At 63.9% G+C, this 20564-nt stretch carries 19 protein-coding genes; 11 read left to right on the top strand and 8 right to left on the bottom strand.

Annotated features, from left to right (window positions below):
* The first annotated feature begins 92 nt into the window (after window positions 1-92).
* Window positions 93-1232, top strand: coding sequence for a citrate synthase (locus NKJ77_RS19285; protein WP_023832042.1), 1140 nt, complete (start codon window positions 93-95; stop codon window positions 1230-1232).
* Here the strand turns inward: NKJ77_RS19285 and ftrA are convergent.
* The gene (gene ftrA, locus NKJ77_RS19280) at window positions 1229-2221 is read right to left on the bottom strand and encodes a transcriptional regulator FtrA (protein WP_023832043.1); all 993 of its coding nucleotides are present in this window, start codon (window positions 2219-2221) and stop codon (window positions 1229-1231) included. The two genes, NKJ77_RS19285 and ftrA, sit on opposite strands and share 4 nt — an antisense overlap.
* A gap of 89 nt (window positions 2222-2310) precedes the next feature.
* On the opposite strand from ftrA, the gene NKJ77_RS19275 reads away from it, so the two are divergent.
* From NKJ77_RS19275 to NKJ77_RS19265, 3 genes are read left to right on the top strand one after another with little or no spacing between them, the layout of a single operon-like run.
* Complete coding sequence (locus NKJ77_RS19275; RefSeq protein WP_023832044.1) at window positions 2311-2730, top strand: rhodanese-like domain-containing protein; 420 nt, start codon at window positions 2311-2313, stop codon at window positions 2728-2730.
* Window positions 2731-2768: 38 nt separating this feature from the next.
* Window positions 2769-3047: a GNAT family N-acetyltransferase gene (locus tag NKJ77_RS19270; protein ID WP_023698450.1), complete on the top strand. Its 279-nt coding sequence runs from the start codon at window positions 2769-2771 to the stop codon at window positions 3045-3047.
* Window positions 3048-3060: 13 nt separating this feature from the next.
* The gene (locus tag NKJ77_RS19265; RefSeq protein ID WP_023698449.1) at window positions 3061-3237 is read left to right on the top strand and encodes a GNAT family N-acetyltransferase; all 177 of its coding nucleotides are present in this window, start codon (window positions 3061-3063) and stop codon (window positions 3235-3237) included.
* Window positions 3238-3281: 44 nt separating this feature from the next.
* Here the strand turns inward: NKJ77_RS19265 and phaR are convergent, their stop codons facing one another.
* Window positions 3282-3896 carry a polyhydroxyalkanoate synthesis repressor PhaR gene (phaR, locus tag NKJ77_RS19260; RefSeq protein ID WP_023685813.1) on the bottom strand — a complete coding sequence of 205 codons (615 nt, stop codon included), beginning with the start codon at window positions 3894-3896 and terminating at the stop codon, window positions 3282-3284.
* Between the two features lie 302 nt (window positions 3897-4198).
* Here phaR and NKJ77_RS19255 point away from each other — a divergent pair, with 302 nt between their 5' ends.
* The 6 genes from NKJ77_RS19255 to NKJ77_RS19230 all read left to right on the top strand — a co-directional run bounded on the left by NKJ77_RS19255 (window position 4199) and on the right by NKJ77_RS19230 (window position 12532).
* Entirely contained in the window at window positions 4199-5383 is a 1185-nt protein-coding gene (locus NKJ77_RS19255; protein ID WP_023673832.1) for an acetyl-CoA C-acetyltransferase, read from the top strand.
* A 129-nt stretch (window positions 5384-5512) separates the two neighbouring features.
* Window positions 5513-6238: an acetoacetyl-CoA reductase gene (phbB, locus tag NKJ77_RS19250; RefSeq protein ID WP_023832045.1), complete on the top strand. Its 726-nt coding sequence runs from the start codon at window positions 5513-5515 to the stop codon at window positions 6236-6238.
* A gap of 692 nt (window positions 6239-6930) precedes the next feature.
* The gene (locus NKJ77_RS19245; protein WP_023832046.1) at window positions 6931-10470 is read left to right on the top strand and encodes a helicase-related protein; all 3540 of its coding nucleotides are present in this window, start codon (window positions 6931-6933) and stop codon (window positions 10468-10470) included.
* A gap of 75 nt (window positions 10471-10545) precedes the next feature.
* Complete coding sequence (locus NKJ77_RS19240; protein ID WP_023748301.1) at window positions 10546-10932, top strand: RNA-binding S4 domain-containing protein; 387 nt, start codon at window positions 10546-10548, stop codon at window positions 10930-10932.
* A 253-nt stretch (window positions 10933-11185) separates the two neighbouring features.
* A complete protein-coding gene (fdxA, locus tag NKJ77_RS19235) occupies window positions 11186-11524 on the top strand; it encodes a ferredoxin FdxA (protein WP_013529180.1) in 339 nt (112 codons plus the stop codon).
* A 426-nt stretch (window positions 11525-11950) separates the two neighbouring features.
* Window positions 11951-12532 (top strand): CarD family transcriptional regulator, encoded by a 582-nt coding sequence (locus NKJ77_RS19230; protein WP_023673664.1) that lies wholly within the window; start codon window positions 11951-11953, stop codon window positions 12530-12532.
* 192 nt (window positions 12533-12724) lie between these two features.
* Here the strand turns inward: NKJ77_RS19230 and NKJ77_RS19225 are convergent, their stop codons facing one another.
* From NKJ77_RS19225 to NKJ77_RS19215, 3 genes are all read right to left on the bottom strand, one after another.
* The gene (locus NKJ77_RS19225) at window positions 12725-13492 is read right to left on the bottom strand and encodes an amino acid ABC transporter ATP-binding protein (protein ID WP_023820301.1); all 768 of its coding nucleotides are present in this window, start codon (window positions 13490-13492) and stop codon (window positions 12725-12727) included.
* On the bottom strand, window positions 13489-14169 hold the full coding sequence (locus tag NKJ77_RS19220; RefSeq protein WP_023693608.1) for an amino acid ABC transporter permease: 681 nt from the start codon (window positions 14167-14169) through the stop codon (window positions 13489-13491). The genes NKJ77_RS19225 and NKJ77_RS19220 overlap by 4 nt, the downstream gene beginning before the upstream one ends.
* A 137-nt stretch (window positions 14170-14306) precedes the next feature.
* On the bottom strand, window positions 14307-15080 hold the full coding sequence (locus NKJ77_RS19215; protein WP_023707253.1) for an amino acid ABC transporter substrate-binding protein: 774 nt from the start codon (window positions 15078-15080) through the stop codon (window positions 14307-14309).
* 396 nt (window positions 15081-15476) lie between these two features.
* Between NKJ77_RS19215 and NKJ77_RS19210 the strand changes: the two genes are divergently transcribed.
* Window positions 15477-16334 (top strand): RNA polymerase factor sigma-32, encoded by an 858-nt coding sequence (locus NKJ77_RS19210; RefSeq protein ID WP_023731851.1) that lies wholly within the window; start codon window positions 15477-15479, stop codon window positions 16332-16334.
* 82 nt (window positions 16335-16416) lie between these two features.
* Here NKJ77_RS19210 and NKJ77_RS19205 read toward each other — a convergent pair whose 3' ends face one another.
* From NKJ77_RS19205 to thiP, 3 genes are all read right to left on the bottom strand, one after another.
* Entirely contained in the window at window positions 16417-17823 is a 1407-nt protein-coding gene (locus NKJ77_RS19205; protein ID WP_352535593.1) for a M48 family metalloprotease, read from the bottom strand.
* 360 nt (window positions 17824-18183) lie between these two features.
* Window positions 18184-18918: a thiamine ABC transporter ATP-binding protein gene (gene thiQ / locus NKJ77_RS19200; RefSeq protein ID WP_352535589.1), complete on the bottom strand. Its 735-nt coding sequence runs from the start codon at window positions 18916-18918 to the stop codon at window positions 18184-18186.
* Window positions 18915-20522, bottom strand: coding sequence for a thiamine/thiamine pyrophosphate ABC transporter permease (gene thiP, locus NKJ77_RS19195; RefSeq protein ID WP_352535588.1), 1608 nt, complete (start codon window positions 20520-20522; stop codon window positions 18915-18917). Before thiP ends, thiQ begins: the two co-directional genes overlap by 4 nt.
* Between the last annotated feature and the right edge of the window lie 42 nt (window positions 20523-20564).

The following is a 20564-nucleotide window of genomic DNA, read 5'->3' as shown; positions in this document are numbered from 1 at the left end:
ATCTCATCTCCTTGCAGCTTTTCTGCATGGGAGATAAGGGTTGGGCTGCGCCTTGATCAATCTTGATCAATATAATCAATATGTGAGCTAAAATGTCCGAATGGCTGTCGCGGGAAGAGGCGCTGGAAAGGCTCAAGGTCCGGCCGCAGACGCTCTACGCCTATGTCAGCCGTGGCCGCATCGGCATGCGGCCGGATGAGAGCGACCCGCGCCGCAGCCAGTACCGCGCCGACGACATCGCGGCATTGGCGACCCGCCGGGCGCGGGGCCGCAGTCCCTCGGCCATCGCCGAGAGCGCGATCGCCTGGGGAGAGCCGTCGATCGCAACTGCAATTTCGACCGTTCTGCACGGTCGCCTCATCTATCGAGGACAAGACGCTGTTGCGCTATCCAAATCGGCGACGCTGGAGGAAACCGCCGCTCTGCTGTGGGCCTCGGCCGAACCGGTGACGTTCAAAGCTCCGTCATCTGAAGCGCCTCATCCAGTCGGCCGCGCCTCGGCCTTTGCGCAGCTTGCCATGCTTGCCGGCCACGGGCGACCTTCGCTAGGACGCAGCGCCGCCTCGCTGTGCACCGAGGCCGCGCGCACAGTCGGAGCGCTGGCGCAGTCGCTGGGCGCTGAAGCCGGCACAGCGCCCGTCCATAAGCGCCTGGCGCAGGGCTGGTCGGTGGATGATGCCGGCGCGGAAGCGATCCGCTGCGCCCTCGTCCTGCTCGCCGATCATGAACTCAACGCATCGACCTTCGCCGCCCGCGTCGCAGCGTCCACAGGCGCCTCGCCTGCCGCATGCCTGCTGGCCGGCCTGGCAACGCTGTCCGGCCCGCGCCACGGTGGTGCCGGCGAAGCGGTGATGCAACTGGCTGAAGATGCAGCAGCCCACGGCTCGGATGCGGCGATCCGGCGCTGGCTCGGCCATGACCGGCCCTTGCCGGCGTTCGGCCATCCGCTCTATCCCGACGGCGATCCCCGTGCCACCGCACTTCTGGCAGTCATCCCTGTCGACGAGACACTGCAACAGCTGCAAAAAGCCGCCATGGCGGCGACCGGCGCGCACCCCAACATCGACTTTGCCTTGGCCGCGCTGACGCGCGGTCTTGGCTTGCCGCGCGATGCACCGTTCCAGCTGTTTGCGCTCGGACGCAGTGTCGGCTGGGCCGCGCATATGGTCGAACAGATCATTAGCGGCAGCATCATCAGGCCGCGTGGCCGCTATGAGGGACGCGTGACTTAAGCCGACCTGGCCGTGTTCCCGAACCGCGCACGGTACGCGACGGGCGTCGTGGCGAACTGCTGACGAAAATGATGCCGCAGCGTGCCTGCCGCGCCAAAGCCGGCAGTCTCGGCAATCCGTTCGATCGGCATGGCGGTGTCTTCCAGCAGCGTGCGCGCCCGCGAAAGCCGTTCCGACAGCAGCCAGCGCGCCGGCGTGACGCCGGTTGCGGCCGCAAAGCGGCGCAGAAACGTCCGCTCGCTCATCCCGGCAAGCTCGGCCAAGATGGCGACGGGATAGTCGGCGGAAATATTGGCGCGCATCCTGTCGATCAAAGGGCCAAGCCGGCTGCGCTCATGCGGCTCGGGAACGGAGCTCTCGACATACTGCGCCTGGCCGCCGTCGCGATGCGGCGGCACCACCAGGCGACGCGCCACCATGTTTGCCGCCTTGGTGCCGAAGTCGCGCCGAACCAGATGCAGGCAAAGATCGATGCCCGCGGCACTGCCGGCGGAAGTCAGGACATTTCCCTCATCGATGTACAGGACATCCGGAACCACGGTGATGTCAGGGTAGAGTTCCGTCAGCTTCTCGCTATAGCGCCAGTGCGTCGTCGCTCTTTTGCCCGCAAGCAGGCCGGCCGCCGCAAGCACGAACACGCCCGAACAGATCGAAAGAATGCGAGCGCCGCGCTCGCTCGCCTTCCGCAGCGCCTCGATCAGCGCCGGCGGCACCGGAGCCTCCGTTCCGCGCCATCCCGGTACGATCACCGTGCCGGCCTGGCCGATCAGATCGATCCCGCCGTCGGCAACAATACGCACGCCGCCCAGCGCGCGCATTTCACCGGTATCAATACCGGCAACCGCAAAACGGTACCAATCCTCACCCATTTCCGGCCGGGGCAAGGCGAAGATCTCAACCGCCACGCCAAACTCGAACGTGCACAGCCCGTCATAGGCAACGGCAACGACAAGAGGGTTGGCAGGGCGCGGATTGGCAGAGGATGGCATGATCTTGACGATATATGGCAAAGCTGCCAGCTGCAATCGCCCTGCTTCCTGTCATATCTCTCCGTCGCATCAGCAATGGAGATACGAGGATGAGCCACGTGACAGACATTCCGGCGGCATCGCCGGATATCGCCCGCGACCATTTTCTGCGCCGGCTTTCCGTCGAGACCGACTGTTCCGACGTCGCCGCCGCACTGCCTGCCGGGGAGCCGGACTTTGTTCTCCTGCATGTGGTCGGTTCGCCGGAAGCCTATGGACGCCGCCATGTGCCGGGCGCGCTGCATCTGCCGCACCGCGAAATATCGGCCGAGCGGATGGCGCAATGGCCCGAAAAGACGCTGTTCGTCGTCTATTGCGCGGGACCGCATTGCAATGGCGCGGATCAGGCGGCCTTCAAGCTGGCCAGCCTCGGTCGTCCCGTGAAGATCATGATCGGCGGCATAACCGGTTGGCAGGACGAGGACCTTCCTTTCGCTTCAGGCAAGGAGCCCGGTGTCTTGCACGCGTGAGGCCACGCGATATGGTCGGCCTTGAAGACTGAGCAAGCATGCAGAAGGCGATGGTTAGAATTCGTCCATTCGAGCGCCAGGATGTCGGTGCGGTGCTCGCCCTCATGCGGGCGCTAGCTGTCTTCGAGGGTTATGACGACAAGCTTCGCGTCACCGAAGCGAACCTCATCGAGCACGGGCTGGGGCCATCGCCCCGGTTCGGCGTGTTGGTGGCGGAGCGAGAGGGCGTGATCGTCGGCATCGCCGTCCACTACCTCATCCCCCTGGACCTACGACCTGAAGCCGGTTGTCTGGCTGAAGGAACTCTACGTCACTGAAGCGACGCGCGGCATGGGGGTCGGCCATGCGCTTGTTGAACAGCTTCGCCAACACGCTTTGAGCATTGGCGCCTCCGCCATCAAATGGACGGTGCTGAAATCCAACTCGCCGGCCAAAGCCTTCTACCGCTCGCTCGACGGCCAGCCCGACGATATCTGGGAACCGTGGCAGCTGAAAATCGACCCGTGACAGCCGCCTCGACCAACTGAGGCGGTCGATCATGCGGCGGTCGCTTACGACATGGTGTCGAGCTTGCGCTGCATGGCGGCGATCTGTTGCTTCAGTTCCTGAAGGTCGTCGCCGCTCTTTTCCGGGACGTCCTTGCGGGCCGGCTCGGGTGCAGCCGCGGCCGCAGCATTTGTGGCGGCGGTCGGGAACGGCGTGAACAGGCGCATCGCGTTCTGGAACATTTCCATGTTGCGGCGTGTCTGCTCTTCCAGCGCCTTGATCGGAGTGGCGATCTTCATCACATCCAGCGGCGACTTGCCGATCGCGCCCTTCATCTGCTCGCGGAACCGCTCCTGTTCCTTGGAGAAGGCCATCATCGACTGTTCGAGGAAGCTCGGCACGATCTGCTGCATCTGGTCGCCATAGAAAGCGATCAGTTGGCGCAGGAACGGGATCGGCAGCATGTTCTGCCCATCCTTGTTCTCCAGTTCGAAGATGATCTGCGTCAGCACCGGATGGGTAATGTCGTCACCGGTCTTGGCGTCCTGGACGGTGAACTCCTCGCCCTTCTTGACCATCTCGGCCAGATCCTCGAGCGTCACATAGGTGCTGGTGCCGGTGTTGTAGAGCCGGCGATTGGCATATTTCTTGATAATGATAGGGTCGTCTTTCGCGGCCATCAGCATCCTCCCGGGACACCGGCGCGCCTGAGTAAGCCGCCGGTAACGATTGCGCCATTTTTAAGGATATGCGCAAAAGCTCTATAATTCCAAGCGCTTTGTGCAGTGCGGCATCATTTATTGCTGCATGGCGGGCTAATTATGCTGCGCAGCAAAGGTCGGGCGATCGCGCCGGCCGCTCGCGCCCTGCCTGCAGCGCTTGGCCGGCATGCCCATTTCCGGTTTGACTTGGGGTGTGGAACGGGCAAGAAAAGTCCCAACAAGCCCCCAAGAACACGACACCTCGAAGTCTGGAGAGAAAAATGTCCGCTTCCAATTCAATCGTCGTTGCCAGCGCCGCACGCACGGCTGTCGGCTCTTTCAACGGCGCCTTCGCCGCCACCCCGGCGCATGAACTTGGCGCCGTCGTCATCAGGGAGCTTTTGGCGCGCGCCGGCGTCGAGCCGGGCGAAGTCGACGAGGTCATTCTCGGCCAGGTGCTGACCGCCGCGCAGGGCCAGAACCCCGCCCGCCAGGCGTCGATCAATGCCGGCCTGCCCAAGGAGACGACCGCCTGGGGCCTCAACCAGGTTTGCGGCTCGGGCCTGCGCGCCATAGCGCTCGGCATGCAGCAGATCGCCGCCGGCGACGCCACGGTGATCATCGCCGGCGGCCAGGAATCGATGTCGCTGTCGCCGCATGCCGAGCACCTGCGCGCCGGCGTCAAGATGGGCGACTACAAGATGATCGACACCATGATCAAGGACGGGTTGTGGGACGCCTTCAACGGCTACCACATGGGCAACACCGCCGAGAACGTCGCCCGCCAGTTCCAGATCACCCGCGACGACCAGGACCAGTTTGCGCTCGCCTCGCAAAACAAGGCCGAGGCCGCGCAGAAGGCCGGCAAGTTCAAGGACGAGATCGTCGCCTTCACGATCAAGGGCAGGAAAGGCGACACTGTCGTCGACCAGGACGAGTACATCCGCCACGGCGCCACCATCGACGCCATGTCCAAGCTGAAGCCGGCTTTCGACAAGGACGGCACCGTGACCGCCGCGAACGCGTCGGGCATCAATGACGGCGCCGCCGGCGCGCTGCTGATGAGCGAGGCTGAAGCCACAAGGCGCGGCATCACCCCGCTGGTGCGCATCGCATCCTGGGCGACGGCCGGCGTCGATCCGGCGATCATGGGAACCGGACCTATTCCCGCCTCGAAGCGGGCGCTCGAGAAGGCCGGCTGGTCGGTCAAGGACCTCGACCTTGTCGAGGCCAATGAAGCCTTCGCCGCGCAGGCCTGCGCCGTCAACAAGGGCATGGGCTGGGATACGTCGATCGTCAACGTCAATGGCGGCGCCATCGCCATCGGCCATCCGATCGGCGCGTCGGGCGCCCGCGTCTTCAACACGCTGGTTTTCGAGATGCGCCGCCGCGGCGCCAAGAAGGGCCTTGCCACGCTGTGCATCGGCGGCGGCATGGGCGTCGCTCTGTGCGTGGAAGCGCTGTGAAAGAGAAGTGAGTAGTGAATAGGGAGTAGTGAATGGGGAAGAAGGAGCAGCGCGGCGGGATATCGATCCCTACTCGCTACTCCCTACTCCCTATTCCCTTCTTCCGACCAAAGGGAGGAAGAACTTTCAATGACCAAAGTAGCGCTCGTCACCGGTGGATCGCGCGGCATCGGCGCCGCCATATCGATCGGCCTGAAGAATGCCGGTTACACCGTTGCAGCCAACTATGCCGGCAATGACGAGGCAGCGGGGAAGTTCAGCGCACAAACCGGCATCAAGGCCTACAAATGGTCGGTCGCCGACTACGACGCCTGTGCCGCCGGAATCAAACAGGTCGAGGCCGATCTCGGCCCGGTCTCAGTGCTGGTCAACAATGCCGGCATTACCCGTGACGCCATGTTCCACAAGCTGACGCGCGAGCAGTGGAAGGAAGTCATCGACACCAATCTGTCTGGCGTCTTCAACATGACGCATCCGCTGTGGGGCGGCATGCGCGACCGCAAATTCGGCCGCGTCATCACCATCTCCTCCATCAACGGCCAGAAAGGCCAGGCCGGCCAGGTCAACTATTCCGCCGCAAAGGCCGGCGACATCGGCTTCTCGAAGGCGCTGGCGCAGGAGGGCGCGCGCGCGGGCATCACCGTCAATGTCATCTGCCCCGGCTACATCGCCACCGAGATGGTCAAGGCGATCGACGAGAAGGTGCTGCATGAACGCATCATCCCGCAGATTCCGGTCGGCCGCCTCGGCGAACCGGAAGAGATCGCGCGTTGCGTCGTCTTCCTCGCTTCCGAAGACGCCGGCTTCATCACCGGTTCGACCATTACAGCCAATGGCGGCCAGTATTTCGCCTGAACGACAGCATTTCGCCCGGTAGGACGGGCCGGCTTATGGCCCGTTTTTTCATCGCCGGCCGGCGGTGTTCCCGGGCTGCGCTAGACATTGACCCGTTCCGGCACGCAAAGATTAACGATTTCCAGGCGCCCTGTGCAAAACCCGGTTCGCAAGCTGTGAATTCTCGGTGGACAAGCTGTGGATAACACAACATGTTGGGGTGAACAAACAAGGAAAATCCCGCCATCGCTGATTCATCGCCGATTCGTTCCGGCTTTGAGCGCAACGTTAACGACCAAGGCCGAAAATCACCGGCAAATGGTTAAGGCCGATTAAGAAAATTCAACAATTTCATAATGTTGGCCGAGGCGTATCGGATCACGACGATGCCCCGCCGGCAAAGGTTAACGCCAATGGTCGCCTTGCAGGAATCGGGCCAGTTTCCGCGATTCAGCATATGGTGAGACTCAGGCTCGCAAAATCAACATGTAGCCGTGAACAAAAGCTGAATCTGCCGGAGTCACTGATTCGTCGCCGATTCGTTCCAGACTCGTTCCAACTGTTAATTGAGACCTCAAAGACGAACCGTGGGACTGCCGGCCGGAACATTCCGCTTTCGCTTCGCGCCTGAAATCCCTATGTGTCGCCTGTCATACGCGCCATGCGAGGCGCGCTCCCGACAACACGATGCAGAAAGCCTCATCTCCAGGCCGATGAACATCCAGCCGAAACACACCGAGCCGCTGATCCTGTCGGGCCGCGACGTGACTGCCGTGCTGGGTCCGACCAACACCGGCAAGACCCATCTCGCCATCGAGCGCATGGTGGCGCATGAGAGCGGCATTATCGGCCTGCCGCTCCGCCTTCTGGCGCGCGAGGTCTATGCCCGCGTCTGCGAAAAGGTCGGCGCCCACAAGGTGGCGCTCGTCACCGGCGAGGAAAAAATCCAGCCGCCCGGCGCGAAATATTCGGTCTGCACCGTCGAAGCCATGCCGCGCGAGACCGACGTTGCCTTCGTCGCCATCGACGAGGTGCAGCTCGCCGGCGACCTCGAGCGCGGCCACATCTTCACCGACCGTATCCTGCACCTGCGCGGCCGCCAGGAAACGCTGCTGCTCGGCGCGGCCACCATGCATGGCATCCTGCAAAAGCTGCTAAGAGGCGTCTCGGTGGTGACGCGCCCTCGCCTATCGCACCTGGCCTATGCCGGTTCGAAGAAATTGACCCGCCTGCCGCGGCGTACGGCGATCGTCGCTTTCTCCGCCGACGAGGTCTATGCCATCGCTGAGCTGATCCGCCGCCAGCAAGGAGGAGCGGCGGTCGTGCTCGGCGCGCTGTCGCCCCGCACCCGCAACGCCCAGGTGGCAATGTTCCAGGCAGGCGACGTCGACTATCTCGTCGCCACCGACGCCATCGGCATGGGCCTCAACCTTGATCTCGATCATGTCGCCTTCGCCCAGAACCGCAAATTCGACGGCTACCAGTACCGCAACCTGACGGCGGCCGAGCTCGGCCAGATCGCCGGCCGCGCCGGCCGGCATCTGCGCGACGGCACCTTCGGCGTCACCGGCCAGGTCGATCCGCTGGACGAGGAACTGGTCAAGCGCATCGAGGGGCACGAGTTCGATCCGGTGAAGGTGCTGCAATGGCGCACCGCGCATTTCGACTTCGCCAGCCTCGACGCGCTGAAGCGCTCGATCGAGGCCAACGCGCCGGTCGAAGGCCTGACGCGCGCGCTGCCGGCGGTCGATGCGCTGGCGCTCGAACATCTCTCCCGCGACGAGGACATCCGCGCGCTGGCTACCAATGCCAAGCGCGTCGCGCTGCTGTGGGAAGCCTGCGCGTTGCCGGACTACCGCAAGATCGCGCCGGCCCAGCACTCCGACCTGATCGCTTCTATCTACACCGACCTCGCCAAACACGGCCATGTCGACGAGAACTACATGGCCGAGCAGGTGCGCCGCGCCGATACGACCGAGGGGGACATCGACACGCTGTCGCACCGCATTGCGCAGATCCGCACCTGGACATTCGTGTCCAACCGGCCGGGCTGGCTGGCCGATCAGGCACACTGGCGGGAAAAGACGCGCGAAATCGAAGACAGATTGTCGGATGCGCTGCATGAGCGGTTGACGAAACGGTTTGTAGACCGCAGGACTTCCGTCCTCATGCGGCGCCTTAGAGAAAATACAATGCCTGAAGCCGAAATCAGTCCTACCGGAACCGTCCTTGTCGAAGGCCATCATGTCGGCGAGTTGCAAGGGTTCCGCTTCACCGCCGATCAGAGCGCCGGCGGCGAAGACGCCAAGGCCGTGCGTACGGCAGCGCAAAAAGCGCTGGCCGCCGAGTTCGAGGCACGTGCCGAACGCTTCGGCGCCTGCGCCAATGGCGACCTTGCGCTCGGCTCCGACGGCACGCTGCGCTGGATCGGCGCGCCGATCGGCACGCTGGTTGCCGGCGAGGACGCGCTGAAGCCGCGCCTGGTGCTTTTGGCCGACGAGCAGTTGACCGGTCCCGCCCGCGACAAGGTCGCCGCGCGCGCCGAGCGCTTCGTCAATTTCCAGATCGAATCCTTGCTGAAGCCGCTGGTCGACTTGAAGAATGCCGAGCAGATCGCCGGCATCGGCCGTGGCATCGCCTTCCAGCTCGTCGAGCATTTCGGCCTCATCAACCGCCGCGACATCGCCGAGGAAATGAAGTCGCTCGACCAGGAGGGTCGCGCCGCCTTGCGCCGGCTCGGTGTGCGCTTCGGCGCCTACCACGTCTTCGTGCCGGCGCTGATCAAGCCGGCGCCCGCCGGACTGATCACGCTTTTGTGGGCGCTGAAGAACGACGGCAAGGACAAGCCCGGCTTTGGCGACGTGGTGCACGCGCTGGCCTCCGGCCGCACCTCGGTGGTCATCGATCCGGCTTTCGACAAGAGCTTCTACAAGCTCGCCGGCTACCGCAATCTCGGCCGCCGCGCCGTGCGCATCGACATTCTGGAACGGCTGGCCGACCTGATCCGGCCTGCGACCAACTGGAAGCCCGGTCTGGGACAGCGCCCGGACGGCGCCTATGACGGCCAGTCCTTCATGGTGACGCCGCCGATGATGTCCATCCTCGGCGCAACCGCCGACGACATGGAAGAGATCCTGAAAGGCCTTGGCTACCGCGCCGAGCCGAAGCCGCCGGCAGAGGTCAAGGCGCGGCTCGAAGCACAGGACAATGCGGCGCGGGAAGCGGCTGCCGCCAAGCTGGCTGCGGACGCGGCTGCAAAAGCCGAACAGGCCAAGGCGGCGGAAGCCGCTGCAAGAGAAGCCGCCGCTGAAGCGCCGGCCGTTGGATCGGAGCCGGATGCGGTTGCCGCCGCTGAGCCTGCGGCTGAGCAGCCCGTCGCCGAAGCCGCAGCGGAGGCTGTTGCTGCGGACGCTCAGCCGGGCGCGCCTCCCGAGGGTTCGGAGCCAACTCCGGCCGCTGAAGCCACCGCCGAAGCTCCAGCCATCGCGGAAGCAACGGCAGAGCCTGTCGCGGACGAGCAAGTCGAAGCTCGCGCAGAAATCGCGGAAGAAGCTCCGGCTGTTGCGGAAGCTGACGACACTGCCGACGCCACCGTCGCCGAAAACGCCGACGCCCTTACCTCCCCCTCGATGGCGGAGGCCGCGGCGCGAAGCGACGCGGGTGACAGCGCTGACGAAGCAGATAGTGCAAACGATGCAAGTGCAACCGCCGAAACCGGCGCTGCCCCCACCCCGGCGCTGCGCGCCGACCCTCCCCACGAGGGGGAGGGTGGAAGCGCTGAGTCTGTCCCCGAAGCCGAAGCGCCAAAGCCCATCTTGCTGTGGCGGCAGGGTCGTTTCGAGCAGCGCCCGCGCCATCGTCAAGGCCGGGACAATCGCCCGCGTAACGGCCAGGCTGCCCGCGCCGACGCGCCGGCCGACGCTGCCGGCGGACAGCCCGCAACGGGCGAGCGGCCGGCCTACCAAGGCCGGCGCGACCAGCGCGACGGTGCCGCCAAGCCACGCTTCGACCGTTCGAAGTTCAAGCCCAAGCCGCAGGCCGAGGGCGAACAGCGCCGCGACGGCAAGCCGCAAGGCGAGCGTCCGCGCGAGGGCCGGCCTGACTGGAAAGGCGGCAGGCCGGAAGGCAAAGGCGGACCGCAAGGCGCCAAGCCGGCTTTCCAGGCCAAGCCACGCGAGGAACGCCCGGCGCGCTTCGATCCGGACTCGCCCTTCGCCAAGCTCGCCGCCTTGCGCGACCAGCTGAAGAAGTAGGCTCTGAGCATGATCCCGAAAAGTGGAATCGGTTTTCGGACAAGATCATGCTCCAACAAGAGATAACTCGCTGCGATGGTTGCTGAAGGTCGTCAGCGCATCGACAAGTGGCTGTTCTTTTCGCGCGCGATAAAATCGCGCTCGCTGGCGGCCAAGCTGGTCGTCGCCGGACGCGTCCGCATCAACAGCGACAAAGCAGCGCAGGCCTCCGATCTGGTCAAGCCTGGCGACGTTTTGACCATTACGCACGAGCGCCGCATCTTCGTTTGGAAGGTGCTTGGCACCGGCGTGCGTCGCGGTCCGGCCGAGGAAGCGCGCACGCTCTACGAGGACATGTCCCCGCCGCCGGTCCCAAAAGGCGAGGCTGTTGCCGATGCCATTCCGGCGCTGCGCGACGCCGGCAGCGGCCGGCCGACCAAGAAAGAGCGCAGGCAAACCGACCGGCTGTTCGGCGAAGACTGAAGCCTTGGCCGTCTGCGCCATGCCGGCGGTCTGGAATTTCATTCCGGACACGCGGGCCCCGCCTGCAATGGCTGCCCTTGCAAGCGGCAGGCAAAGGCGTTACCTCACCAAAAAAGCCGCCGCATCGGCGCGAAAATCGGAAATCGATTTTTCGGAAGGCACGATGCGCAGATTCAAAGTGTTAGAGCGTACTTTATGCGTCCAAGTGGACGCACGTCGCTCTAGCAAGAACGGGACGTCCCGGAGCCGACCAATGACCTATGTCGTGACCGACAACTGCATCAAATGCAAGTACATGGACTGCATCGAGGTCTGTCCGGTCGACTGCTTTTACGAGGGCGAGAACATGCTTGTCATACATCCCGACGAGTGCATCGACTGCGGCGTCTGCGAACCGGAATGCCCGGCCGATGCAATCAAGCCCGACACCGAGCCGGGCCTCGACAAATGGCTGCAGGTCAACACCGAATACGCCGAGAAATGGCCCAACATCACCGCCAAGAAGGAGCCTCCGGCAGATGCCAAGAGCTTCGACGGCGAGGCCGGCAAGTTCGAGAAATATTTCTCCGCCGAGCCCGGCGAAGGCGACTGAGCACATGACGCTGGAATCGGAATCGATTTCGGAAAGGGTGATGCGCAAAGCAAAAAAGTGCGGCCTATTGGATCGTCATAACGCTGCGTAACGCGCATCATACATTAACTGCCTTGACAGGCGGCGATGGCGCTCGACCTTCGCGTTTGCAGCAAAACCTTGATTCTTCCGACTTTTTGTGCTACACCAGTTGAAACATGCCGGTGACACAACGTCGATTTATGGCGCAAGCGCCCCAAATCACTGAAAGGTGAAATCCCCAATCGGACCAGAGCGATCTGGGCCAGGCAGTCGCTATGTATGCGGTTTGCCGGTCCCGGCTTTTTCCGATGGGTTCATCTGTTGTGCGGCTAACGATCGGTGTCCCCGGTCGCATGCGTTCGGACCGGCAGGCCGCCGGTGCCACAACAAGGAGTTCAGGGCGTAATGGCAACGATCACCCCGCAGAAGAAGTCCACCTCGGCACGCCACGGTTTCAAGACCGGCGAGTACATCGTCTATCCGGCACACGGCGTCGGCCAGATCGTCTCGATCGACGAGCAGGAAGTTGCGGGCCACAAGCTGGAACTGTTCGTCATCGACTTCCAGAAGGACAAGATGCGCCTGAAGGTTCCGGTCGCCAAGGCGACCTCCATCGGCATGCGCAAGCTGTCGGAAGAGGATTATGTCGAGCGCGCGCTGAAGGTCGTGCAGGGCCGCGCCCGCGTCAAGCGCACCATGTGGTCGCGCCGTGCGCAGGAATATGATGCCAAGATCAATTCGGGCGACCTGATCTCGATCTCGGAAGTCGTGCGCGACCTCTACCGTGCCGACAACCAGCCGGAACAGTCCTATTCCGAGCGTCAGCTCTATGAGGCGGCACTCGACCGCATGGCGCGCGAGATCGCGGCAGTCAACCGCATGTCGGAAACCGAAGCCGTGCGCCTGATCGAGGTCAACCTCAACAAGGGCCCGAAGCGCGGCGCCAAGGCCGACAATGAGGAAGCCGAGCAGGAAGAAGCTGCCTGATCGCTTTCACCGTCGAAATCATGAAAAACCCGGCCTTGTGCCGGGTTTTTTTACCCCCTTGTGGGGTTCCAAGGACGGGCGGGACCCGTGGCTCGCCCAGGCAGGGTCGCTGCGAAGCAGCGAGGATGGGGACGACCCCAGACCGCACCCGGACCTTCCGTCCGACCTCCCCACAAGGGGGAGGTAGAAGGCTCAGCCGCCGGCTTCCTTCTCCGCCTCCTGCTTCAGCGTCGCAATAAATCGCTTCGTCCGTTCACGCTCCGGATTGCTGAACACCACGGTGGACGGCCCCTTCTCGACGACGACGCCAGCATCGAGGAACACCACCTCCTGCGCGATCTTGGAGGCAAGGCGAAGGTCGTGCGTGGCCATCACCATGGTGGTGCCTTCGCTGGCGAGTTTTCCGAGCACGTCGACCACTTCCTGCGCCAGTTCCGGATCGAGCGCCGAGGTCGGCTCGTCGCAAAGCAGCACTTTCGGCGACGGCGCCAAGGCGCGGGCGATCGCCACACGCTGCTGCTGGCCGCCCGACAGCGTTGCCGGCCAATCGTCCGCCTTGTGCGCCATGCCGACCTTCTCGAGCAGCGCCAGTGCCCGCTCGCGCGCCTTTGCCGTCGGCCATTTCAGCACCGTCACCAGGCCTTCCATGACGTTCTCGATCGCGGTGCGATGCGGGAACAGCTGGAAATTCTGGAACACCATGCCGGTCTGCAGCCGCAGGCGCTGGATGTCGCGGCTGGGGATCTTGACGCCGGGACGGAATTCCAGCGTCTCGTCGCCGATGCGCACCATGCCCGAGGTCGGGATCTCCAACAGGTTGATGCAGCGCAGCAGTGTGCTCTTGCCGCCGCCGGAGGGGCCGACGAGCGCGGTGACGTTGCCTTCGGCAATGGTGACCGTCACGCCTTTCAGCACCAGATTGTCGCCGAAGCGCTTTTCGATGTCGGTGAGGCCGATCATGAGCGCGCCTCCAGGAAGCCGCCATAACGGTTGAGCCGCTCCTCCAGCCGCGTCTGCAAGGCCGAAAGCACCGAGCTCATCGCCAGATAAAGGATCGCCGCCTCGACATAGAGGATCAGCGGCTCGTAGGTGGTGGCGACGATGCGTTGCGCTGCCTGGAACATCTCCGGCACAGTGATGGCGGCGGCCAGCGACGTATCCTTGACCAGCGAGATGAAGGTGTTGGACAGCGGCGGCACGGCGACGCGGCCGGCTTGCGGCAGGATGGTGCGCCGCATCGCCTGGCTCCAGGTCATGCCGATCGAATAGGCCGCCTCCCACTGGCCCTTCGGCACCGAGCCGATCACGGCGCGGATAATTTCCGAACTGTAGGCGCCTATGTTGAGGGTGAAGCCGATCAGCGCCGCCGGAAAGGCGTCCAGCAATATGCCGACCGAAGGCAGGCCGTAAAAGATCAGGAACAGCTGCACCAGAAGCGGCGTGCCGCGAAAGATCCAGACATAGAAGCGGACAACGGCAACCAGAGGCTTGGGACCGAACAGCCGCACCAGGGCAACAACCAGGCCGACGAACAGGCCGAGTGCGAACGATAGCAATGTCAGCGGTACGGTGAAGATCAACGCCGCCCACAGCAGTGTCGGCAACGAATCCAGCATCAGGTGTAGCCAGTGCGGCACGAACGGCTCCTCCTTCACAGACCGCCGCGGTGACGGCAGTGCGATTGTGTGCTTCTCATATCATGCGAAAAACGGCGAGCCGTCAAAGACGGCCCGCCGCTATTGGTCATTGCCGGCAAACCGCCGGGAGATGGTCTTTACTGCGAGACATCCTGGCCGAAATAGGTATCGGCGATCCTCTTGTAGGTGCCGTCGGCCTTGATGTCGGCCAGCGCCTTGTTGATCGCCGCGACCAGCTCCGGATCACCCTTGCGCACGATGACGCCGGAATAGTCGGCGTTCTCTTCCTGCGCGGCGATCTTCACATTGGCGTCCGGCTTGTGCTTCTTGAAGTCGAGGAAAGACAGGCTGTCATTGATGGTGGCGTCGGCGCGGCCGGTGAGCAGCAGCTGGATCGACTGGTCGAAGCCGTCGGTGCCGACGAGTTCGGCGCCGTTGGTCTCGGCGAGCTTGCCGAAATTCGATGTCAACGACTGTGCCGACTTCTTGCCCTTGAGGTCGGCGAAGGTCTTGATGTCGGTGTTGTCGCCGCGCACGATCAGCACGGCCTTGGAGGCGATGTAAGGATCGGAGAAATCGTACTTGGCCTTGCGCGCGTCGGTGATGCCGACCTCGTTGATCACGGCGTCGTAGCGGTTGGCGTCGAGGCCGGCGATCAGCCCGTCCCATTTGCCTTCGAGGAACTCGACCTTGACGCCGAGCTTGTCGCCGATCGCCTTGGCGATCTCGACGTCGAAGCCGACCAGCGCGCCGGAAGCATCATGATAGGTGAAGGGCGCATAGGTGCCTTCGGTGCCGACCTTGAGGGTGCCGGCCTGCTTGATCTGGTCAAGATTGGCGCCGGCATGGCCTGACGTAACAGCCAGAACCTGAAGCGTTCCGGCGACGATGAGCGAATTGAGCCATTTCATTTCTATGTGATCCCGTCCTTGGCCGGTGTCCGGCGCTTGTGAGAGCCGGAACGTGACAGATACAGCGCAGCAAAATAAGGAACCAGATTTCAAAAAAACGACGATCTAGAAATCAGATTCTCAAAGCAGCACGGATCGGTGTCAATAGTCCCGATCTGCGGTGTCGATGCGCCCGGTCGGACAGCGCAAAACAACCGCCATCGGCGGCGGAACCAATCCCCGGTGTGGCACGTTCATGGCTTGTTGTAGGGCGCCGCGTTTCCATTTCAAGAACTCTTGGCTGCGCTAGGCCGAGGCAATTCCAGGAAAGTGGGAAAGCGGTTTCCTTCGGAATTGCGTCAAACAGAGATAACGGCCGCCAGGCCGTCCGAAAATGTCCGGGAGCAGGAGCGCGGCATGATCGAAGACACGGCAGGACGGACCATGGTCCGCACGGCAATGAAAGCCCCCTACCTCGAGCGCGATGAGGAACATGTTCTCGCCTTGCGCTGGAAGGAAGACCAGGATCAGCAGGCGCTGCATCAGATCACCGTCGCCCATATGCGGCTGGTCATCTCCATGGCTTCGAAATTCCGACATTACGGCCTGCCGCTCGGCGATCTGGTCCAGGAGGGCCATGTCGGGCTGCTGGAAGCAGCCGCGCGTTTCGAGCCGGAGCGCGAGGTGCGCTTCTCGACCTATGCGACATGGTGGATCCGCGCTTCGATGCAGGACTACATCCTGCGCAACTGGTCGATCGTTCGCGGCGGCACCTCTTCGGCGCAAAAGGCGCTGTTCTTCAACCTGCGGCGCCTGCGCGCCCGTCTTGCCAACGGCGCCGAGCCGATCTCCAACGCCACGCTCTACCGCGAAGTCTCGGTAGCGCTCGGCGTCTCCGAGGCCGATGTCGCGAAGATGGATTCCAGGCTTTCAGCACCTGACTCTTCGCTCAACGCACCGCTCGCCGACGAAGCCGGCACCACCGAGCGGATGGACTTCCTGATTTCGGACGATCCATTGCCTGACGAGGTCGCCGGCGACACCATCGACGTCGAACGGCGCCTGATGTGGCTGAAGACGGCGCTCCGCGCGCTCAATGCCCGCGAACTCAGGATCATCGAGGAGCGTCGGCTGACAGACGAAGGTGCGACGCTTGAAGCGCTCGGCGAGACGCTCGGCATTTCCAAGGAGCGTGTCCGCCAGATCGAGGCCCGCGCCATGGAAAAGCTCAAGCTCGCGCTGGTCAAGCAGAACCCGGAGTTCATGGCGGCCTGAGATTGCCAGGAACAGGGATACCGCCCCTGAGTTATCTCAGAAAAAAGCATGCGAAGGCTGGGGTTTCTGACGAAGACCGGCGCTATCTGTCCGTGACGACCTTGACCTTGTCGCCGGCCGAAACCGAGGCGCCCGGCGACATCGCGTTGAGCACGCGGAACAGATCGAGCTTGCGGTCGACGCCGACCATCTGCGCCGAAAGTGTGCCCATCGTCTGCCCGGCCTGTACCGTGACGACGCGGATATGCAGCGGCTTCAGTGCCGCTTTCTCGGCGGGGCTGAGCACGCGGAACGAACCGCTGACCGAGCGTGCCACCGGATCGAGTGTCGTGCTGGCAGAGGGGGCCGCTGTCAAAAGCCGGTAGACCTGACCGCCGGCGCGGATCACCGCAATGTCGAACTGCCAGCCATCGGCGCCGGCGTGCGCGGTCGCCGCCTGGTTGCCGTCGATCGTCTCCTGGCGCACACTGGTCTCGTCGAGACCGGCCACCCAGCCGCTTCTGATGTAGTCGGTCAGCGCACGATCCTTGTCGATCGACACACCGTCGAAGCGGATCGCCATGTCGCCGGGACCGGTCGCCGTCACCGCCGCTGCCGAATTGTCGATGATGAAGCCGTCGGGCACCGTGAACGATACGCCGAGGCCCGGATGCAGGAAGGTCTGGCCGCGCACATAGCCCTCTTCCGGCGTGTCGCCATAGAGCAGGCCGTCTATCCCGGCCAGGAAGGAATCGCGGTCGCGCGTGCCGATGCCCGGCGCGCCGAACTGGCGGGCGTGACGCTGCGCCAGATCAATTCGCTGCGGCGTGTTGGGGTGCGTGGCCAGGAAGTCGAGGCTGGCGTCGGTGGCGCCGCTGATCGAGCGGAAATCTGTATAGGCCGACATCGACTGCAGGAAACGCCCGGCGGCATAGGGATCGTAACCCGCCTCGCCGATCGACTTGATGCCGATGGCGTCTGCCTCCAGCTCCTGGTTGCGCGAGAACTGCGCCAGCCTCAGCTTGCCGCGGATCAATGCCTGCTTGGCGGTCGGGCTGTCGCCCAGCACATCGGAGACCACCTTGGTCGCCAGGCCTTCCTCGGCCTCGAGCTGCTGTCGCTGCAGACCATGATTGGCGGTGACGTGGCCCATCTCATGCGCGATGACGGCGGCGAGTTCGGCCGAATCATTGGCCAGCGCCAGCAGGCCGCGGGTGACGTAGAGATAGCCACCCGGCAGCGCGAAAGCGTTGACGTTGGGCGAATTGAGGATGGTGATGCGATAGGTCTGGGTCGGATTGGCCGACACCACGGTCAGGCTGCCGACAACCTTGGCCACCATGCGCTCGAGCTTGGGATCGGAATATTCGCCGCCATAGGTGGCAAGGATGCGCGGATGCTGTGCCTTCGCCAGTTCGGCAAGCTTGCTGTTGGCGGCGACATTGTCGACCGTGATCGGCTTGTCGGAAGGCTGGAAGCCGGATTCCTGCACTTCGGGAGGCGTGAACATCTGGCAGCTGGCCAGCGCCACGGCAAGGCCGGCCAGCGCGAGGAAGCGCACCAGCGGTCTGCGTTTCAAAGTGTCAGTGCCGGTCGGCAGCACGGCGTTCCTTCAGCTCTCGGCGCATGATTTGGACCGGGGTCCGCGCCAGCGAAAAATCGGTCTTCGTTGGCAATCCTGCACACATCAAAAAACCTACAGCGTTTACGCATCCGGCCGGGTGCGGCGCTGTAGGGGCAAATCACGGCTCGTGCCGGACCAGTACTAAGCGGACCTAGCCACATCGACTGGACCATGGCAAGCAAGCGCCACATCACCTGTAGCCGGTTTGGTCGTAAATTATGTCCGCTTCCGGGCAATATCGCGTGATCAGCCCGAACTTGCGCCGATATAGCGCCGAAACGCTTCAGGGCCAGTGCCGTCGAAAAAATCGGCGGCAGGTCCCGTCGCGGCAACCCTGCCATTGTCCAGAAAAACCATCTGCTCGCCGATACGGCGAGCGTCTTCCGGCTGATGCGTGACGAACAGCACCGTCATCGCCCGCTCGGCATGAACGCCGGCCACCAGGTCGAGCATGTCGTCGCGCAGTGCTGGCCCGAGCGAAGCGAACGGCTCGTCGAGCAGCAGCACTGGCCGGTCGCGCACCAGAACGCGGGCGAGCGCCACGCGCTGCCTTTCGCCGCCGGAGAGTTCGCGCGGCAGGCGCATTTCCTTGCCGGCCAGGCCGACGCGGTCAAGCGCCTCGGCGATTGCGGCGCGATCGGCGTCGGTCAGGTTGAGCGATGGCGAGCGGCCGAGCCCGACATTCTTCTCCACCGAGAGATGAGCAAACAGATTGTTTTCCTGGAATAACATCGACACCGGCCGCACCGAAGGCGGCTCGGCGCCGACATCGGCGCCGCCGATCAGCACACGACCGGACTCCGGCGTCTCGAAACCAGCCACCAGATCGAGCAAGGTCGATTTGCCCGAACCACTTGCCCCCATGATGGCGGTGATCTTCGATGTATCGAATTCGACATCGAACAGGAATGACGTTTCGCCATAGCTGAACGAGACCTTGTCCAGCCGGACAGTCGTGCCTTTCTCCACAGCGGACGTCACGATCTCTCTCCCCGTCCCAGCCAGTCTGCCGCGACCACCAATGCAAGGCAGACCGCCCCGAGCAGCAAAGCCAGCCCGGCAGCATCGGCCGTGCGATAGCTGCCCATGCGCGCCAGCAGGAGATAGGGCAAGGTCTGCACCGAATCGCTGCCGAACAGCGCGATGACGCCGAGATCGCCGAGCGACAGCGCCATGGAGAAGGCAAAGCCGGTGGCCAGCGGCCGCCGGAGCGATGGCCAGTCGACCAGAAGCAGCCGGTTCCAGCCCGCAATGCCGAGCTGCGCGCACAGCTTTTCGTGGCGCTCGCTCGCCGCATCATAGGCCGGGCGCATCGCGCGGATGGCAAAGGGCATCGCCATCACCGCATTGACGGTGACGACCATGACCGGCGCGATGGCAAAGACATCGCTGACCGTGCGCAGCAGGAGAAACCAGCCGGCGCCGATGACAATGGGCGGCACGACGAGGACGAAGCCGGCGCCGGTGTCGGTGGCATGTTCGAGCAATGAACGGGCACTGGACCGGCGGCGCAGCGACAGTGCCCGCCGAGCCATGATCAGCGACAGCGACAGCGCCACCGAAAGTAGCGCCGCCGAGAGGGCGAGACCGGCGCTGGTCAGGGTCGCCTGACGCACGGCACTCTCGCCCGCCAGCCGGCCGAGATCGGCGCCGAGGCCGGACGCGACGGTGGCCGCCATTGGTCCGGCGACGAACAGCAAGGCGAGCACGATCAGGACGGCGTTGAACGCTGTTTCTGCTTTGCCGGCCAAGTGATAGCGGCGCGGCGCGACAGGCAAATTGGCGTCGCCGGTCACATTGGCGCCGAGCCGCGTCAGCGCCAGCATGACGGCAAAAGTCAGCGCGATCTGCAGCACCGTCAGCGTCACCGCTCGCGCCGGATCGAAGTCGAAACGCAGCGCCTGATAGATGGCGACTTCCAGCGTCGTCGCCGCCGGCCCGCCGCCGAGGATCAGCACGATGGTGAAGGAGGTGATGCAAAGCATGAAGACAAGCCCGGCGACGCCCGGCAGCGCGGCGCGCAGCACCGGCCACTCGATCAGCCGGAAGGCTGGCCTCGCCCCCATGCCGAGCTGGCTCGCCAGCCGCCATTGATCGGCCGGCACCGCTCCCAGCGCTTCGAGGAACAGCCGGGTGGCCAGCGGCAGGTTGAAGAACACGTGGGCGACGAGGATGCCCGACAGCCCATAGATGTCGGGCCAGCTCTGGCCACCGATCGCGGCGAAATAACCGGCGCGGCCATAGAGCGCCAGTATGCCCAGCGCTCCGACAATTGCCGGCAAGGCAAGGGGCACAGTGAACAGCTGCAGGATGAAGCCGCGTCCGAAGAAGCGCGGATGCCGCGACAGCGACCGGGCGACGAAGAGCGCCGGTACGGCGGAAAGCAGAGTCGAGAGCGCAGCCTGCCAGAGCGTGAAGCGGACAACGCGCAGGAGATAGAGGTCAAAGGCGGACGCGGCGCCGGAAAGGTCGTGCGCGCCTTCGCGGATAAGGCCGGCGAAGGCGCCACCGATCAGCAGCGCGATTGCCGTAAGCGCGACAATGCCGGCCGTGATGCGGGGGTCAGAGGGATAGTGCGCACGCATTTCGTGCTATCCAACCCTACATCGCATGTTGGCTGCTGACGG

This window comes from Mesorhizobium sp. M0052 (assembly GCF_040323255.1).
Lineage (GTDB): Bacteria > Pseudomonadota > Alphaproteobacteria > Rhizobiales > Rhizobiaceae > Mesorhizobium.
The sequence above is the reverse complement of the archived record's forward strand: the minus strand, read 5'-3'. Positions and strand labels throughout refer to the sequence as shown.

Excerpts from the sequence above, each read along its gene's own strand:
- phaR (WP_023685813.1), bottom strand. The coding sequence starts at position 3,896 with ATGGCCGCGAAAGACGACCCTATCATTATCAAGAAATATGCCAATCGC.
- NKJ77_RS19245 (WP_023832046.1), top strand. The coding sequence starts at position 6,931 with ATGAACATCCAGCCGAAACACACCGAGCCGCTGATCCTGTCGGGCCGC.
- ftrA (WP_023832043.1), bottom strand. The coding sequence starts at position 2,221 with ATGCCATCCTCTGCCAATCCGCGCCCTGCCAACCCTCTTGTCGTTGCC.
- NKJ77_RS19270 (WP_023698450.1), top strand. The coding sequence starts at position 2,769 with ATGCAGAAGGCGATGGTTAGAATTCGTCCATTCGAGCGCCAGGATGTC.
- fdxA (WP_013529180.1), top strand. The coding sequence starts at position 11,186 with ATGACCTATGTCGTGACCGACAACTGCATCAAATGCAAGTACATGGAC.
- NKJ77_RS19205 (WP_352535593.1), bottom strand. The coding sequence starts at position 17,823 with ATGTTCACGCCTCCCGAAGTGCAGGAATCCGGCTTCCAGCCTTCCGAC.
- NKJ77_RS19275 (WP_023832044.1), top strand. The coding sequence starts at position 2,311 with ATGAGCCACGTGACAGACATTCCGGCGGCATCGCCGGATATCGCCCGC.
- NKJ77_RS19285 (WP_023832042.1), top strand. The coding sequence starts at position 93 with ATGTCCGAATGGCTGTCGCGGGAAGAGGCGCTGGAAAGGCTCAAGGTC.
- NKJ77_RS19265 (WP_023698449.1), top strand. The coding sequence starts at position 3,061 with ATGGGGGTCGGCCATGCGCTTGTTGAACAGCTTCGCCAACACGCTTTG.
- NKJ77_RS19225 (WP_023820301.1), bottom strand. The coding sequence starts at position 13,492 with ATGATCGGCCTCACCGACATCGAAAAGCGCTTCGGCGACAATCTGGTG.
- thiP (WP_352535588.1), bottom strand. The coding sequence starts at position 20,522 with ATGCGTGCGCACTATCCCTCTGACCCCCGCATCACGGCCGGCATTGTC.
- NKJ77_RS19255 (WP_023673832.1), top strand. The coding sequence starts at position 4,199 with ATGTCCGCTTCCAATTCAATCGTCGTTGCCAGCGCCGCACGCACGGCT.
- NKJ77_RS19240 (WP_023748301.1), top strand. The coding sequence starts at position 10,546 with ATGGTTGCTGAAGGTCGTCAGCGCATCGACAAGTGGCTGTTCTTTTCG.
- NKJ77_RS19230 (WP_023673664.1), top strand. The coding sequence starts at position 11,951 with ATGGCAACGATCACCCCGCAGAAGAAGTCCACCTCGGCACGCCACGGT.
- NKJ77_RS19210 (WP_023731851.1), top strand. The coding sequence starts at position 15,477 with ATGATCGAAGACACGGCAGGACGGACCATGGTCCGCACGGCAATGAAA.
- phbB (WP_023832045.1), top strand. The coding sequence starts at position 5,513 with ATGACCAAAGTAGCGCTCGTCACCGGTGGATCGCGCGGCATCGGCGCC.
- NKJ77_RS19215 (WP_023707253.1), bottom strand. The coding sequence starts at position 15,080 with ATGAAATGGCTCAATTCGCTCATCGTCGCCGGAACGCTTCAGGTTCTG.